We start from the raw sequence: 15,036 nt of genomic DNA on the forward strand, positions 1-15,036 counted from the left end.
GCCGCGATGAACCTTTTTTTTGTCCGAAATTTACAATTTGATTACACAAACAAAAAAATCCCGCCTATTCTTATACTTGTAACATTATCACTGCTTAATACTGAACAGAAAAGTTCACGGCAGTTCACTACTCAGTATTATTTTGGGGAGGAGCTCACGTAAAAATAGATATTTACTGAAGAAAGTGCTTAGAACAGCACAAATATCTAATTAACGTCAACGCTACTGCATATAACTCCATGCTTATCACAATTATTATCTCGGAGTTTTTCTATAATATGCAGGCTAGGTAAATATAAGGATAATTAAGAATGAGACTGTTTAAGCGCTATACACCGAGTATGATTGCTAAACATGTAAGTCGACTTTTCAAAGGACGAATCTACATTTACGGCGTAGGAAAATTTGAGTTTGATAACGGTAAGCTAGTGCTACCAGACCGAGCAGAAAAACGTCACTTTCAAACAGTGAAAGAAATAAATAGTGAAATCATGAAACTGCGCTGCGCGTACGCATGACCTGATTATCTACAGAATTAAAAACAAAAAGGGTTGGCATTATGCCAACCCTTTTTTCGTACCAATTTTCGTACCAATTTTCGTATCAATGATGATTCGATATACCACCAGAACACTATGTCATTATCGATGAGTCACTGGACGCTTAGCTAAGTCAGGAAGATTGCCAGACAAACCCAGTGCGCGCTTCATGATCTCATCTTTCGCACCCGGTAATTGGCCCGCAAGCTTCATACCAATGCCACGAATCAGCTTCTTAGCTGGGTTATCGCCTTCAAACAGATCTTTAAAGCCCTGCATTGAAGCAATCATTTTCGCCGCCTCTGCTTTTCTCCAGCGCTCGTAGCCGCGAAGATTACGCTTGGTGCCAATGTCTTCACCCGCAGACCATAGCTTTAACAGCTCTTGCGCTAGGCTTGCTGCGTCTAATAGGCCAAGGTTCACGCCCTGCCCTGCTAATGGGTGAATGGTATGAGCAGCATCACCAACCAAAGCCACACGCTCTACCGCAAAGTCACGCGCATAACGCATGCGCAGTGGGAAGGCAAAACGGTCACCAACCACTTCACATAAGCCCAGCTTTGCATCGAACTCAGCTGTTAACTGCTTGTTGAATTCAGCATCCGACATTGATACGAGGTTCTCGGCACGATTTGGTTCCGTAGACCAAACAATCGAGCTCATGTTGCTTGGTTGCATTGGTAGGAATGCCAATGGGCCTTGAGGCGTGAAGATTTGACGAGCAACGCTGTGGTGCGGCTCTGTGGTTTTGATGTTCGCGACAATCGCACTGTGTCCGTAATCCCAATGTGTTAATGGGATATCTTGCTGCTTACGAACCCAAGAGTTTGCGCCGTCTGCTCCAACAACTAACTTAGCTGTCAGTGCTTGACCATTGTCCAATGTTAACCAAGCTTCACTTTCACCAATCGCCATCGTTTTACACGTTGCGGGCATATACAGGCTGACGTTGTCTTGTTTCTTAACCTGATCAAGCAGCGCTAATTGAATCACACGGTTTTCAACTATATGACCAAGATTAGGCTGAGCCAAGCGTGTCGAGTCAAACTCAATACGAGCGAAACTGTCTTGTTCCCACACTTCCATCGCTTGATACGGTGCAGCGCGTCTTTGTTCGATACCTTGCCATGCACCTAGATTACGAAGAATCACTTCACTAGAACGACTCAACGCGGATACACGCACATCAGGCAGCTCACTCAGCCCTTCACTAGGCGCTCTGCCTTCAATGACAGCGATTCTTAGGTCACTGTCTTTTAGGGCAGCAGCAAGCGCTAGGCCAACCATGCCACCACCAACAATCGCGATATCAACACTTTGCATCATTATTTATTACCTTATCTTTCTACTAGGCCAAGCGTATGACGCAAAAGTGGACCTTTAAGTGGTGGAAGGTTATCTATTACGGCTAACCCAAGATTACGCCCAATGCGAGCGGTCATATAATCGTTTGAGAACAGGTGAACTAGGCTTGAAGTCAACGTGATCGTTGCGTCTCGGTCTTGTTCTCTACGCTTTCTAAAGTTAACAAGACCACGGTAACGACCTACATCATCTAACTGGGTACACAACTCTTCTGCCAAGGAAGCCACATCTCGGATGCCTAGGTTAAAACCTTGCCCCGCAATTGGGTGAAGCGTTTGAGCAGCATTACCAACAATGGCAAATCGATGAGAGATATTTTGCTGTCGGTGACGAAGAATCAGAGGGTAACTCGCGCGCTTGCCGACCTTCTCTAATCGGCCAAGTCGCCAGCCAAAGTCATTCTGCAATTGCTCAAGAAACTCATTGTCGTTTAGCGTCATCACTTTTTGTGCTTGCTCTGGTGTTAAACACCAAACCAGCGATAAACGGTTGTCACTCATCGGTAATAGAGCAACTGGCCCATGATGGGTAAAACGCTCAAATGCGCGACCTTGGTGAGGTTCACTCGCCACAATATTGGCAATCACAGCGACTTGCTCAAAGTCATGCTCACTCAATGAGATATTGAGCTGTTGGCAACAGGTTGAGATTGCACCGTCAGCAGCAACCAGTAACTTAGTGGTTACTGTTTGCCCACTTGTCAGTTCAATCGTCGTCAACGCTTCTTCACGTTCAACTTTACTAACAGACTCAGGACAAAGCATGGTAATTGCCGCTTCTGATTCAAGTTTCTGCTGATAGATTCGACCCACATCTGCTAACTCGACCACGTAGCCAAGCGCATCTACAGCAAGCTCTTCACTGTAGATGTCTGTCATTCCGGCATGCCCGCGATCCGAAACATGGATATCTTTAATCGGGGTCGCGACCGGAGCGATAGATTGCCATAAGCGCAAAGAATCCAGGATCTGCACCGTGCCATAGGACAAAGCAATCGAACGAGAATCAAACCCAGGGTGAGCTTGATGATCAACCTGATAAGGCTCCACTACCGCAATCGACAGTGAACCTTGGCTTAGGTGATTCAAAGCAAGGGCTAAGGTTGCCCCTGCCATTGCGCCACCAGCAATTACAACATCATACTGAGCCATCATAACCTCAAACCGGCCAACGAATTAATGAATGGTAGGCGCCGCATCTTCAGATGGGCGAGCACCAAATTCAGCATGAATCGTTAGTGCACACGCTTTTACGTGCTCAATAACGTGCTCTAGAAGCTGCGCTTGCTCTTCCAGATCATCTTCTTCGTCAATGCCTAGCTTAGCCATCTCTTCTAGATCAGCTAATGCTTCTTTTGTACTGTCAGACGCTTTGTTCAATTGAGCGCCAACCAAGCCTAGACCAGTAATGAAATGGTTAATCCAATCAGACACACCATCAGCCAAGTCAAATAGGCTTGCGCTTGCGTCTTCGTCAGGCAGCAACATAGACAATTCCATACCCGAACCTGTGATTTCACTGGTCGTTACTTTCAGTGTCGCTTCCGCTAGCGTTAATGCGCGATCTGGCCAACCCATGCCTTCATTGGTGTAATCGAAGATCAGTGGTTGCCAGCTTTTATCTGCAAGGCTTAAGCCTCCGCTTAACATACCCGTTAATAAACCGTGCATCTCAGCAGGGGTTACGGCTAGACTTGCCGATTGAAGTTCAGTCGCAACCGTTAGGTAGTCAGGTAAAGTAGTTTCGCTCATCAGATAGCTCGCTCAGTTATTCTTTATATCGATAGTATAATCGTACCACTTCACCCCAATTCTGGTAAGCATCGATCCCCAGCAATTGAAGGATGACTGACTACCAATTGTTCAATTTGCTGAATTACTGTGTGCTCAAGCTCTCATTTACAAACAGTCACTCTGAAAAGCTTGAATCTTAATAGCGGTTTACCTATAGTTTCTCCCTCAGAGGAGATTGCTTCCTCATCGGTACTTGCACTTTTTCTTTCTCAAAAAATGGCGAAGGGCAACAGCCTTAAAATAGCGCGTTAAAGAGTTCATCCATCATGAGTAATCAAGCGGTAGACGTTGAAATATTAGGAAAACTGACTCGAGTGAATTGTCCACCAGGGCAAGAAGAGTCATTGATTGCAGCGGCGGCCGATCTTGATAATCGATTGAAAGAGATGGCTGAACGTACTAAGGTAACCAATGAAGTGAAGCTGCTGACTATCGCAGCTCTGAATATTTGCTACGAATTACAAACCAAGAAGTTTGAAGCAAATGATGAACAAAACGCACTGACCGAGCGAATGGAACAGCTCACGACATCACTTTCAGATGTCCTCAGTAAAGTTAAGCACGGACAGCAATAGCGTACACAAAATTTACCCTGGAGTGTTTGTCAGAGGATTCACGTCCCCGAGCCGATAAGCAATCCCTAAGGGTTAGTACTTGAGTGCTATTGAGCATGCTCGGCCCGACCGAGAAGCCTACGGTAATCATTGCTGATCCGCCTTGAACTCGCTGGTTCAAGGGCCATCTATTCTCAACGGCACTTTGGGGTATCCCTTCTTATGAAGACGCTCACACGCAGCGAATTTCGCAAACAGATCCGTATCAAACGCAATGCCTTATCTGGCGACCAACAAACTCAATCCGGTATCGACTTAGTTAAGCAGTGCATGCAGCTTGATGAAATTCAGTCTGCTCAGCATATTGCCCTCTATATCTCTATCGATGGCGAACTCGATACTCAGCCTTTAATCGAATGGTTATGGGCGCAAGGTAAGCAAACTTATTTACCAGTATTGCACCCCTTCTCTACCGGGCACCTGCTGTTTTTACACTACTCGCCAACCACACCGACGGTCTTGAATAAGTACGGTATTGTCGAACCTCAGCTCAATCAAATGCTGGTTAAACCTTGTCAGCAACTCGACCTTATTCTTACGCCCCTTGTCGGCTTTGACTCCCATGGCCATCGTTTAGGTATGGGCGGCGGATATTACGATCGCACCTTGGCAAAGTGGTTCGAGACGGGCGAAGGTGCAGCTCCTATTGGTTTGGCTCATGATTGCCAACATGTTGATACGCTACCGATTGAAGAATGGGACATTCCGTTACCTAAAATCGTGACTCCGAGTAAAACTTGGCAATGGGAAAGCAACCATTAAAGCGCTATAATCGCGCCGCAAACGTTAACCTCGATATAGAAACGTTAACTCAATATCTAAACGTTAACTTCATCATTACGCAAACGATCAATTCAAAGCGCAAGACCTTATTCAGGAGAATGGCATGACTCAAGATGAAATGAAAAAAGCAGCTGGCTGGGCAGCACTTCAATATGTTGAAGAAGGCAGCATTGTAGGTGTAGGTACTGGCTCTACAGTAAATCACTTCATCGACGCACTAGGCACAATGAAAGACAAAATCAAAGGTGCGGTTTCAAGCTCTGTTGCTTCAACGCAGCGACTAGAAGAGCTAGAGATCAAAGTGTATGAGTGTAACGATGTCGCTAAGCTAGACATCTATGTTGATGGCGCAGATGAAATCAACCCAACTCGCGATATGATCAAAGGCGGCGGCGCTGCTTTGACTCGTGAAAAAATCGTAGCGGCTATCTCTGATAAGTTTGTGTGTATTGTTGACGGTACTAAAGCAGTTGATGTGTTGGGTAAATTCCCACTGCCTGTTGAAGTAATCCCAATGGCACGTTCATACGTGGCACGTGAGTTGGTTAAGCTTGGTGGTGACCCAGTTTACCGCGAAGGCTGCACAACCGATAACGGCAACGTGATCCTAGATGTGTACGGCATGGCGATCGAAAACCCGAAACAACTAGAAGATATCATCAATGGTATAGCTGGTGTGGTGACGGTTGGTCTGTTCGCTCACCGTGGTGCTGATGTGGTTATCACCGGCACGCCTGAAGGTGCAAAAATCGAAGAATAAATAATAGAAGATTGAGTTTTTCTGTTACTTCATTACATACGGTGCCCTAGGGCGCCGTTTTTTTTGCTTTATTGCTGTAAAATTATGTCTTATTCCGTAATTTTCTTACCCAAAACATTTTTTTTTTGTTACTTTATTGTTCAGAAGACGCACAGAGAAAACGTTTGTCTCCTAACAAAGTGGTGAATTTGTTCCCCTTTCAGCCATTTTGTAGCACGTGCGCCGCATTTGCCCAACCTTTCCATTTTAAGGACGAGAACAATGGCCAAAGTTTCACTGGAAAAAGAAAAAATTAAAATTCTACTTCTAGAAGGTCTTCACCCTTCTTCTGTAGAAGTACTGCAAGCCGCTGGTTACACAAACATTGAGTACCACAAAGGCTCGCTACCGGAAGATGAACTTCTTGAAGCAGTAAAAGATGCTCATTTCATTGGTATTCGTTCTCGCACTAATATCTCCCAAGAAGTTATTGATGCAGCTGAAAAGCTGGTTGCCGTCGGTTGTTTCTGTATTGGTACTAACCAAGTCAACCTTCAAGCAGCAGCAAAACGCGGTATCCCTGTGTTCAACGCACCGTTCTCAAACACTCGAAGCGTTGCTGAGCTCGTTCTTGGTCAGGTTCTATTGCTACTACGTGGCATTCCAGAAAAGAACGCGCTTGCACACCGTGGCATCTGGAAAAAGAGTGCCGACAACTCTTACGAAGCCCGTGGTAAGCGTTTAGGTATTATTGGCTACGGTCACATCGGTACTCAACTGGGTATTATTGCTGAAAACCTTGGCATGCGTGTTTACTTCTACGACATTGAAAACAAACTGTCTCTGGGTAACGCAACGCAAGTTCATACCATGACGGAATTACTGAACAAGTGTGACGTAATCTCTTTGCATGTACCTGAAACCAACGAAACAAAAGACATGATGGGTAAAGAAGAGTTCGAGCGCATGAAGCCTGGTTCTATCTTTATCAACGCAGCTCGTGGCACGGTAGTCGATATTCCTGCTCTGTGTGGCGCTCTGGAGTCTGGACACCTTGCAGGTGCGGCTATTGATGTTTTCCCAACAGAACCAAAAACCAATGCAGACCCGTTTGAGTCTCCATTAATGCAGTTCGATAACGTGATCCTAACGCCTCACGTGGGTGGTTCAACTCAAGAAGCACAAGAGAACATTGGTGTTGAAGTTGCTGGTAAGCTAGCGAAATACTCTGATAACGGCTCTACGCTATCAAGTGTTAACTTCCCTGAGGTATCACTACCACTGCATACTGGAACGTCTCGTTTATTACACATTCACGAAAACCGCCCAGGCATCCTAACTCAGATCAACACCATCTTCGCTGAGGAAGGGATCAACATCGCGGGTCAATACCTACAGACTGCGGCTGATATGGGTTATGTCGTTATCGATGTAGAAGCCGATCGCTCTGAAGAAGCACTGCTTAAACTGAAAGAGATCGAAGGCACAATCCGTGCTCGTCTTCTTCACTAATCATCACACTCAAAATGCATAAAAAAGGCTCTCATCATGAGAGCCTTTTTAGCATTTGGCCTATCGTAGGTAATTAGGTCGTCATGATCCAAAACCTTCTATAGCACTGTCATTACTCTTCGATCTGGTAGATCACATTCACGCGATCATGAATGGTGATCGTTGAGTCTTCATAAGAGTTCGATTCTGTTCTTGCATCCATCGCCATTGAACGCATGAGTACTGGCTGAGAAGATTGGGCGTTGTAATCCACGCGCCATACATCACCTAACTCGCGCTCAAAACCACTCGCCAATGATTTAGCTTTTGATGTCGCATCTTTAATGGCTTCTAAGCGCGCTTGCTCTTGATACTTAGCTTGGTCGCGAACTTGCAGTTGGATGTTGTCGATCTGATTAATGCCTTCTCCAATCGCAATATCCATGTACTCATTAAGATTAGCTAGCTCAGTCACTTGAACGGTCACATTACGTGAGGCGCGGTAGCCAACCAGTTCCGGTTTGCCATCTTTCGGGTAATGATATTGAGGAGATAAATACAGGTTAGAGCTGTGTACACTCGCCTCATCAACACCAGCTTGATGTAGCTTGTTTAGAAAGCCTGTCACGACTTTATCAACGGTATTTTTAGCCTGTTCAGCAGTCATCGTCGATTCCACGACTCTCACAGAGAATGTCGCCATATCAGGTGTAGCGATCACTTCACCATAGCCTGTCGTTGAAATATGAGGAAAGGATGGAGAGTCAGCCAATGATGGAAAACTCACAGCACTCAACGCCGCAGTAAGAGTAAGAGACGTTGCTAACATCTTTGGTACAAGCTTCATTAGGTATGACCTATGCTAAACAAATGTCCTTTCATCATAGAGCAATTTATCGTTTAGCCAATCCAGAGCACACACTTCTAACAGAACTTTGACGCTGAAAAAACCAACAGTTTACTGAGGTAAGTGATTGTGAGCAAAACTCAATATTGCTTGGGATACCTCTTTTAATACTCCGCTCTCAAGCTGCCAATGGTGCCAATAGATGCGATAAGAGAGCAGAAAGCCAGGGGTAATATCAATCAGAGCACCAGACTCGAGCTCATCGATAATCTGTAATCGGGGGATCAAGCAATAGGCTACACCCGATAATGCCAAGCGCACAAATGCTTCTGAACTGCCGACTGTATGATTGATCACACTGTCTCTCGGGACGTTAAAATGATCATGCAGAAACTTCTTATGCAGATCATCGTATTGATCATAGGAAACCGCAGGTGCTTTGCTTAAGGTGGCGTAGTTTACGCCCTCTGCAAAGTAACGCTGATGAAAGTCAGGGCTAGCCACGCACACATAATCCATCCTACCGAGATAGTCAGCACTGCAGCCAGGAATCGCTTGAGACTCCAAACTGATTGCACCGGCCACCTCGCCACTTTTAATCTTTTCAATGGTTCTCGACTCACCATGAATCGCGAGGTTCAACTCGACTTGGCGAGACTTAATCACATCCGACAAAGCTGGTAGCAACCATGTCGCCAAACTATCAGCGTTGGTGGCTATGGATATCGATAGTGGTTGATTACCCTCTTCATTCATCAACTCAGGCACAAGCTCGTGCTCTAACAAACGAACACGGCGATATAAGCCCAGTAGTTTTTTACCCGCAGGCGTTGGCCTAGGCGGGCTTTCTCTCACCAAGGCTGGCTGAGCCAACCACTTTTCCAGCTGTTTGATGCGTTGAGATACCGCCGACTGGGAGATATATAACTGCTCAGCAGCCCTTTCGAAGCTACGTTGTTTTACTACAGCATCCAGTGCTTCAATCCATTTATAATCCAATCCGCGCATCAATTTGCTTCCTTTTTAAGCTAACTCATCACCACATTAGCAACTCTAATAATGGATTAAAATCATTAATTATACTTATTTAAAGGGTCAGAGTATCTTCGCCATATAGCACGTAAATATCGTTAAATAAGTGGAGGTTAAAATGAGTTTTTGGGTTTTATTACAAGGTTTTGGTCTAGGGGCAAGTATGATTATCCCTATTGGCGCTCAGAATGCGTACGTCCTAAATCAAGGGATAAAACGCAATCATCATTTAACGACAGCAACGATTTGTAGCCTGCTCGATACTCTGTTTATCTCATTAGGCATTTTTGGCGGCGGAGCGATCTTGTCGCAAAATGAATTACTGCTTACCTCAGTGACACTAGGTGGCATCGCTTTTCTGACTGTGTATGGTTTGCTCTCACTACGCAGTGCATTCAAAGTGCGCACCAGTGATGAGTCGAAAGGTGAGATATTAGCGCGTGGCAAGCGCACCGTTATTTTAGGGGCATTGGCAGTAACAGTATTAAACCCACATCTCTATTTGGATACCGTGGTAATTCTTGGATCCATTGGTGGGCAATTTGAAGGCAACGACAGAATTGCATTTGCTATGGGGACTATATTGGCTTCGTTCGTCTGGTTCTATTTTTTGTCATTAGGCGCTGCAAAACTAGGCCCGACGCTATCTAAACCTAAGGTTAAGAAAGGCATTGATATCGCAGTCGCAACCATGATGTTCGCCATAGCAACGGTGCTTACCGATGGACTTATTGAGCAATACTGGTAAATCTATTTAGCTTCATGAAACCAACAAAAAAGGCGGATAACCTAAGTTATCCGCCTTTCCTTATAAAAGCTTATAGTTATAAAAACTAACTAGGAATTAAGCTTCTACTTTATTCATGTGTACATCCATTTGCGGGAATGGAATTTCGATACCCTCGTTATCCAAGCCTTCTTTGATTGCTTGCATCAGGTCGAAATAAACATTCCAGTAGTCAGCAGTGCTAACCCATGGACGAACAACGAAGTTAACTGAAGAATCAGCAAGCGTATGAACACCAACTTGAACGCCAGGTTCTTTCAGTACACGCTCATCAGATTCACAGATCTTAGTCAGTAGCGCTTTTGTCTTCTGAAGATCAGCGTTGTAAGAAACACCAATCATTAGATCAATACGGCGCGTCGCATGACGAGAATAGTTTGTGATTGGGCTGCCGATAACGCTACCGTTAGGTACTACAACCATTTTGTTGTCTGGCGTTGTTAGAACCGTTTGGAAGATTTGAATAGAATCAACTGAACCTGCCACACCACCAATTTCCACATAGTCACCAGACTTAAATGGACGGAATGCAACGATAAGTACACCAGCAGCAAAGTTAGATAGTGAGCCTTGTAGTGCAAGACCAACGGCTAAACCAGCCGCACCAATAACAGCAACTACAGATGCCGTTTGAACACCTAAACGACCAAGTGCAGCAATTAAAACAATCACAAACAACAAGTAACGAACTAAACCATGGACGAACTCCACAACTGCTCGGTCCATTTTCTTCTTCTGAAGAACCTTAGACACGCTATTCGCTACTGCTTTAACAATAAGGTTGCCAATAAATAGAATTATCAGTGCTGAAATGATATTTACGCCATATTGGATAAATAAATCTGAATTATTTGTTAACCACTGCTCTGCTTGAGACAAACCATCCACAAGTGGAGTCTCAATCGCTGTCGAACTATCAGCCATAATGTGCATCCTCTATATAATATGCTATGGGCTAAACTGCCTTAAGCCTCATTTACTCTGCAATATAATAAACAGTGTAATTACCGTTAAGTCATTGTGTTAAAAGTAAATTAAAGCCAAGTCCTTTTTATAAACTGAACCAAGTTCAGTTTTTCGGCACGATATCCTATCTTTGACAGATTGCAAAGTCATATTTATGTAAGCTTTTGAATTATTAAAACTTACCGATAAACACAAATACCGATAACTAAAAGACTACGAAATTTATTCACCGCACGCTAGGTTTTTCACATATTTAGTACAAGTTTTTATCAGATATAAAAAAACCCGCTCAATGAGCGGGTTTTTAAAACTTCAAGAGTACTTAATTCAAAGAATTATAGTACGTCTACAGCGTTAAGGTCAGCAAATGCTTTCTCTAGACGAGCAACCATTGAAGCTTGACCAGCACGTAGCCATACGCGTGGATCGTAGTACTTCTTGTTTGGAGCAGCTTCGCCAGTTGGGTTGCCGATTTGACCTTGTAGGAAATCGAAGTTGTCAGCAGAGTACTGACGGATACCGTCCCAAGTTGCCCACTGTGTATCAGTATCGATGTTCATTTTGATAACACCGTAGCCGATAGACTCTTGGATTTCTGCTTCAGAAGAACCAGAACCACCGTGGAATACGAAGTTTAGAGCGTTAGGTGCGATACCGAACTTCTCTGCACAGTATGCTTGAGAGTCACGTAGGATAGTTGGAGTAAGTACAACGTTACCAGCTTGGTAAACACCGTGTACGTTACCGAAAGATGCAGCGATAGTGAAACGTGGGCTAACAGCCATTAGTTTCTCGTAAGCGTATGCTACGTCTTCTGGAGAAGTGTAAAGCTCAGATGCGTCCATATCAGAGTTATCAACGCCGTCTTCTTCACCACCAGTACAACCAAGTTCGATCTCGATTGTCATGTTCATTTTAGCCATGCGCTCTAGGTACTTAGCACATGTTTCGATGTTCTCTTCTAGAGACTCTTCAGAAAGGTCTAGCATGTGAGAAGAGAATAGAGGCTTACCAGTTTGTGCGAAGAACTCTTCACCAGCGTCTAGTAGACCGTCGATCCATGGAAGAAGTTTCTTAGCAGCGTGGTCAGTGTGCAGGATAACTGGAACACCGTAAGCTTCAGCTACAGCGTGTACGTATTTTGCACCAGCTACAGCGCCAAGAACTTGTGCGCCTTGACCTTCAAGTTTAACGCCTTTACCTGCGAAGAATGCAGCGCCGCCGTTAGAGAACTGAACAACTACTGGAGCTTTAACTTTAGCAGCTGCTTCTAGTACTGCGTTTACAGAGTCAGTACCAACAACGTTTACAGCAGGAAGAGCAAATTTGTTTTCTTTTGCTACTTCAAATACTTTCTGTACGTCATCGCCAGAAATCACACCAGGTTTTACAAAATCGAAGATCTTAGACATGGAAATAGTCCTATTTATTCTATCGTTTTAAGATTAAAAAACTTAAGTTTAAAAACTTGCAATCGTTTGCTCACAACTTATGCCATTCTAGCAAAAAAGTGTGATATGCAGCAAACGTTAAAAGGCGAGATTCACATCTCGCCTTTCTAAATCAATTATGCTTTAGCACGCTCTTCAAGCATTGCTACTGCAGGAAGTACTTTACCTTCAACGAATTCAAGGAAAGCGCCACCGCCAGTAGAGATGTAAGAAACGTCAGCTTTGATACCGAACTTATCGATAGCTGCTAGCGTGTCACCACCACCTGCTACAGAGAAGCCTGCAGACTCAGCGATTGCTTTAGAGATACCAGCTGTACCCGCTTCGAAGTTTTTGAATTCGAATACGCCTACAGGGCCGTTCCAAAGGATTGTTTTCGCGTTGCCGATGATTTCAGCTAGTGCCGCAGTTGAATCTGGACCAAGGTCGAAGATCATGTCGTCGTCTTGAACTTCAGAAACGTGCTTGATTTCAGCTTCTGCGTTTTCGTCGAATGCTTTAGCACATGCAACGTCAGTTGCTACTGGGATAGCACACTCTTTCATTAGCTTTTGAGCCGTTTCAACTAGGTCAGCTTCGTATAGAGACTTACCTACGTTGTGGCCTTCAGCAGCGATGAATGTGTTCGCGATACCACCACCAACAACAAGCTGGTCAGCAATTTTAGAAAGAGATTCTAGAACTGTTAGTTTAGTAGAAACCTTAGAACCACCAACGATAGCCACTAGTGGGCGAGCTGGGTTGTCCATTGCTTTACCAAGCGCTTCAAGCTCAGCAGCTAGAAGAGGGCCAGCACATGCTACAGGAGCGTAAGTACCAACACCGTGTGTAGAAGCTTGAGCACGGTGAGCTGTACCGAATGCATCCATTACGAAAATGTCACATAGTGCAGCGTATTGCTTAGAAAGCGCTTCTTCGTTCTTCTTTTCGCCTTTGTTAAAGCGAACGTTTTCAAGAACAACAAGTTCACCAGCGTTTAGCTCTAGGCCGTTTACGTAATCTTTAGCTAGTTTAACTTCGCAGTCTAGTGCGTCGTTTAGGTAGTTAACTACAGGAGCTAGAGAGAACTCTTCGTTGTATTCGCCTTCAGTAGGACGACCAAGGTGAGAAGTAACCATTACCTTTGCGCCAGCTTCTAGGCAAAGTTTGATAGTTGGTAGAGATGCAAGGATACGTGCATCTGAAGTTACTTTACCGTCTTTTACTGGTACGTTTAGGTCAGCACGGATAAATACGCGTTTACCTGCAAGTTCCAGGTCAGTCATCTTGATCACAGACATGATTTGTCCTCTCAAATTTAAATAAATATAAAGTTTTGGAAACTCAGCAACCCTGCTAAGCCTATAAATTATTCAACTGGTAATTCTTTCACTACCAATAATATGTGGACTCTTAGTATTTATTTCAAGCTAAAAAATAAATAATCCGCACATTTGCTTCTAGGTCTTACTTCTTGCCTTCAGAAGCTTGCATTGCAAGAACCGTATCCAGCATTCGGTTCGCAAAGCCCCATTCATTGTCACACCACACTAGCATTTTAACTAAGTGGCCGTTGCTCACTCGAGTTTGTGAACCATCAACGATTGCGCTATGGGGATCGTGATTAAAGTCGATGGAAACGAGCGGCGCTTCAGTATAGTCAACTATATTGTGTAATGTACACTGGGATGCATTAACAATGGTTTGATTTACGTCATTAACTTTCACATTTGCATTAATTGTGACACTTAAATCCATCGCTGTTACGTTTACCGTCGGCACACGCACAGATATAGCTTCAAATTTGTTGGAAAATTTCGGGAAGATTCTTTCAATACCTTTATGCAACTTGGTATCGACAGGAATGATCGATTGGCTTGCCGCTCGAGTACGACGCAAATCGCTGTGGTACGCATCGATAACTTGTTGATCATTCATTGAAGAGTGAATAGTTGTAATAGTACCGGACTCAATGCCAAAGGCGTCATCAAGAACCTTAATGATAGGAACAATACAGTTAGTGGTGCATGAACCATTGGAAACGATTCGGTGGCCCGCTTCAATGGTATCGTGATTCACACCATAGATAATGGTGTTATCGAGGTCATTGGCACCAGGGTGAGAAAACAGTACCTTTTTTGCCCCAGCAGCAATGTGCGCTAGGCCGTCATCTCGGCAACCATAAACACCGGTGCAGTCGAGAACAATATCCACTTCTAGGTCACGCCAAGGCAACAGCTCAATATCAGCAAGATGTAAGATACGAATGGTATCGAACTCACCTTTATCTTCCGCACCAATGCCGTGATGGACATAGATGTGCTCTTGATCGTTGGAGATTTTCTTGCCGAAGCGGCCGTGACTAGTGTCGTACTGCAATAGATGAGCCATAGCGTCAGGCTGAGCAAGCTCATTAACAGCTACTACTTTGATTTGTTGGCTTTTGCCACTTTCATAGACAGCGCGTAATACATTACGCCCTATTCTTCCAAATCCGTTTATCGCGACTTTTAGCATATTTCCGTACATCTAACCAAAATTTCGTGCAACAGATGATAACTGAATCCTACCCAAAAGGCATTACTTGAATAACCCCGTTTAGTTAGGACAGGTTAATCTGTTGCTTGTAGAGATAAGCCTAGAAGAAACA

Annotated in this window: 15 protein-coding genes and 1 other RNA gene; 7 read left to right on the forward strand and 9 right to left on the reverse strand. The window is 44.3% G+C overall.

The window, feature by feature from the left end:
* The first annotated feature begins 311 nt into the window (after nucleotides 1-311).
* Complete coding sequence (locus tag AB4249_RS14520; RefSeq protein WP_009847660.1) at nucleotides 312-518, forward strand: DUF1107 domain-containing protein; 207 nt, start codon at nucleotides 312-314, stop codon at nucleotides 516-518.
* A 123-nt stretch (nucleotides 519-641) separates the two neighbouring features.
* Here the strand turns inward: AB4249_RS14520 and AB4249_RS14525 are convergent, their stop codons facing one another.
* Genes AB4249_RS14525 through AB4249_RS14535 form a run of 3 tightly spaced genes read right to left on the reverse strand, consistent with a single transcriptional unit; the run spans nucleotide 642 to nucleotide 3,655 of the window.
* Nucleotides 642-1,865: an FAD-dependent 2-octaprenylphenol hydroxylase gene (locus AB4249_RS14525; protein ID WP_017063203.1), complete on the reverse strand. Its 1,224-nt coding sequence runs from the start codon at nucleotides 1,863-1,865 to the stop codon at nucleotides 642-644.
* 11 nt (nucleotides 1,866-1,876) lie between these two features.
* Nucleotides 1,877-3,055: a 2-octaprenyl-6-methoxyphenyl hydroxylase gene (ubiH, locus tag AB4249_RS14530; RefSeq protein ID WP_017059054.1), complete on the reverse strand. Its 1,179-nt coding sequence runs from the start codon at nucleotides 3,053-3,055 to the stop codon at nucleotides 1,877-1,879.
* Between the two features lie 24 nt (nucleotides 3,056-3,079).
* Nucleotides 3,080-3,655 carry a YecA family protein gene (locus tag AB4249_RS14535; RefSeq protein ID WP_017059055.1) on the reverse strand — a complete coding sequence of 192 codons (576 nt, stop codon included), beginning with the start codon at nucleotides 3,653-3,655 and terminating at the stop codon, nucleotides 3,080-3,082.
* Between the two features lie 308 nt (nucleotides 3,656-3,963).
* Here AB4249_RS14535 and zapA point away from each other — a divergent pair, with 308 nt between their 5' ends.
* From zapA to serA, 5 genes are all read left to right on the forward strand, one after another.
* Nucleotides 3,964-4,272: a cell division protein ZapA gene (gene zapA / locus AB4249_RS14540; protein WP_004735366.1), complete on the forward strand. Its 309-nt coding sequence runs from the start codon at nucleotides 3,964-3,966 to the stop codon at nucleotides 4,270-4,272.
* An 11-nt stretch (nucleotides 4,273-4,283) separates the two neighbouring features.
* A non-coding RNA gene (ssrS, locus tag AB4249_RS14545) (6S RNA) lies at nucleotides 4,284-4,467 on the forward strand.
* Between the two features lie 6 nt (nucleotides 4,468-4,473).
* Nucleotides 4,474-5,073 carry a 5-formyltetrahydrofolate cyclo-ligase gene (locus tag AB4249_RS14550; RefSeq protein WP_372103726.1) on the forward strand — a complete coding sequence of 200 codons (600 nt, stop codon included), beginning with the start codon at nucleotides 4,474-4,476 and terminating at the stop codon, nucleotides 5,071-5,073.
* A 124-nt stretch (nucleotides 5,074-5,197) separates the two neighbouring features.
* Complete coding sequence (rpiA, locus tag AB4249_RS14555) at nucleotides 5,198-5,854, forward strand: ribose-5-phosphate isomerase RpiA (protein WP_017059057.1); 657 nt, start codon at nucleotides 5,198-5,200, stop codon at nucleotides 5,852-5,854.
* Nucleotides 5,855-6,115: 261 nt separating this feature from the next.
* A complete protein-coding gene (gene serA / locus AB4249_RS14560; protein WP_017059058.1) occupies nucleotides 6,116-7,345 on the forward strand; it encodes a phosphoglycerate dehydrogenase in 1,230 nt (409 codons plus the stop codon).
* A 112-nt stretch (nucleotides 7,346-7,457) separates the two neighbouring features.
* Here serA and AB4249_RS14565 read toward each other — a convergent pair whose 3' ends face one another.
* Both AB4249_RS14565 and AB4249_RS14570 read right to left on the reverse strand, forming a co-directional pair.
* Complete coding sequence (locus tag AB4249_RS14565) at nucleotides 7,458-8,171, reverse strand: oxidative stress defense protein (RefSeq protein ID WP_372103729.1); 714 nt, start codon at nucleotides 8,169-8,171, stop codon at nucleotides 7,458-7,460.
* A 111-nt stretch (nucleotides 8,172-8,282) separates the two neighbouring features.
* Nucleotides 8,283-9,179 (reverse strand): LysR family transcriptional regulator ArgP, encoded by an 897-nt coding sequence (locus tag AB4249_RS14570; protein WP_017068706.1) that lies wholly within the window; start codon nucleotides 9,177-9,179, stop codon nucleotides 8,283-8,285.
* Between the two features lie 142 nt (nucleotides 9,180-9,321).
* Between AB4249_RS14570 and AB4249_RS14575 the strand changes: the two genes are divergently transcribed.
* The gene (locus tag AB4249_RS14575) at nucleotides 9,322-9,951 is read left to right on the forward strand and encodes a LysE/ArgO family amino acid transporter (RefSeq protein ID WP_372103732.1); all 630 of its coding nucleotides are present in this window, start codon (nucleotides 9,322-9,324) and stop codon (nucleotides 9,949-9,951) included.
* A 96-nt stretch (nucleotides 9,952-10,047) separates the two neighbouring features.
* On the opposite strand, the gene mscS is transcribed toward AB4249_RS14575, so the two are convergent.
* The 4 genes from mscS to epd form a co-directional block, all read right to left on the reverse strand.
* Nucleotides 10,048-10,914 carry a small-conductance mechanosensitive channel MscS gene (gene mscS, locus AB4249_RS14580; RefSeq protein ID WP_017063201.1) on the reverse strand — a complete coding sequence of 289 codons (867 nt, stop codon included), beginning with the start codon at nucleotides 10,912-10,914 and terminating at the stop codon, nucleotides 10,048-10,050.
* Nucleotides 10,915-11,291: 377 nt separating this feature from the next.
* Complete coding sequence (gene fbaA / locus AB4249_RS14585) at nucleotides 11,292-12,368, reverse strand: class II fructose-bisphosphate aldolase (protein WP_010435694.1); 1,077 nt, start codon at nucleotides 12,366-12,368, stop codon at nucleotides 11,292-11,294.
* 155 nt (nucleotides 12,369-12,523) lie between these two features.
* Complete coding sequence (locus AB4249_RS14590; RefSeq protein ID WP_017059064.1) at nucleotides 12,524-13,687, reverse strand: phosphoglycerate kinase; 1,164 nt, start codon at nucleotides 13,685-13,687, stop codon at nucleotides 12,524-12,526.
* A 166-nt stretch (nucleotides 13,688-13,853) separates the two neighbouring features.
* Nucleotides 13,854-14,903: an erythrose-4-phosphate dehydrogenase gene (gene epd / locus AB4249_RS14595; protein ID WP_017066020.1), complete on the reverse strand. Its 1,050-nt coding sequence runs from the start codon at nucleotides 14,901-14,903 to the stop codon at nucleotides 13,854-13,856.
* Nucleotides 14,904-15,036: the final 133 nt, after the last annotated feature.

The organism is Vibrio sp. 10N.261.55.F4, assembly GCF_041470465.1.
In the GTDB taxonomy this organism is placed as follows: domain Bacteria; phylum Pseudomonadota; class Gammaproteobacteria; order Enterobacterales; family Vibrionaceae; genus Vibrio; species Vibrio crassostreae_C.

Excerpts from the sequence above, each read along its gene's own strand:
- AB4249_RS14520 (WP_009847660.1), top strand. The coding sequence starts at position 312 with ATGAGACTGTTTAAGCGCTATACACCGAGTATGATTGCTAAACATGTA.
- AB4249_RS14525 (WP_017063203.1), bottom strand. The coding sequence starts at position 1,865 with ATGATGCAAAGTGTTGATATCGCGATTGTTGGTGGTGGCATGGTTGGC.
- ubiH (WP_017059054.1), bottom strand. The coding sequence starts at position 3,055 with ATGGCTCAGTATGATGTTGTAATTGCTGGTGGCGCAATGGCAGGGGCA.
- AB4249_RS14535 (WP_017059055.1), bottom strand. The coding sequence starts at position 3,655 with ATGAGCGAAACTACTTTACCTGACTACCTAACGGTTGCGACTGAACTT.
- zapA (WP_004735366.1), top strand. The coding sequence starts at position 3,964 with ATGAGTAATCAAGCGGTAGACGTTGAAATATTAGGAAAACTGACTCGA.
- AB4249_RS14550 (WP_372103726.1), top strand. The coding sequence starts at position 4,474 with ATGAAGACGCTCACACGCAGCGAATTTCGCAAACAGATCCGTATCAAA.
- rpiA (WP_017059057.1), top strand. The coding sequence starts at position 5,198 with ATGACTCAAGATGAAATGAAAAAAGCAGCTGGCTGGGCAGCACTTCAA.
- serA (WP_017059058.1), top strand. The coding sequence starts at position 6,116 with ATGGCCAAAGTTTCACTGGAAAAAGAAAAAATTAAAATTCTACTTCTA.
- AB4249_RS14565 (WP_372103729.1), bottom strand. The coding sequence starts at position 8,171 with ATGAAGCTTGTACCAAAGATGTTAGCAACGTCTCTTACTCTTACTGCG.
- AB4249_RS14570 (WP_017068706.1), bottom strand. The coding sequence starts at position 9,179 with ATGCGCGGATTGGATTATAAATGGATTGAAGCACTGGATGCTGTAGTA.
- AB4249_RS14575 (WP_372103732.1), top strand. The coding sequence starts at position 9,322 with ATGAGTTTTTGGGTTTTATTACAAGGTTTTGGTCTAGGGGCAAGTATG.
- mscS (WP_017063201.1), bottom strand. The coding sequence starts at position 10,914 with ATGGCTGATAGTTCGACAGCGATTGAGACTCCACTTGTGGATGGTTTG.
- fbaA (WP_010435694.1), bottom strand. The coding sequence starts at position 12,368 with ATGTCTAAGATCTTCGATTTTGTAAAACCTGGTGTGATTTCTGGCGAT.
- AB4249_RS14590 (WP_017059064.1), bottom strand. The coding sequence starts at position 13,687 with ATGTCTGTGATCAAGATGACTGACCTGGAACTTGCAGGTAAACGCGTA.
- epd (WP_017066020.1), bottom strand. The coding sequence starts at position 14,903 with ATGCTAAAAGTCGCGATAAACGGATTTGGAAGAATAGGGCGTAATGTA.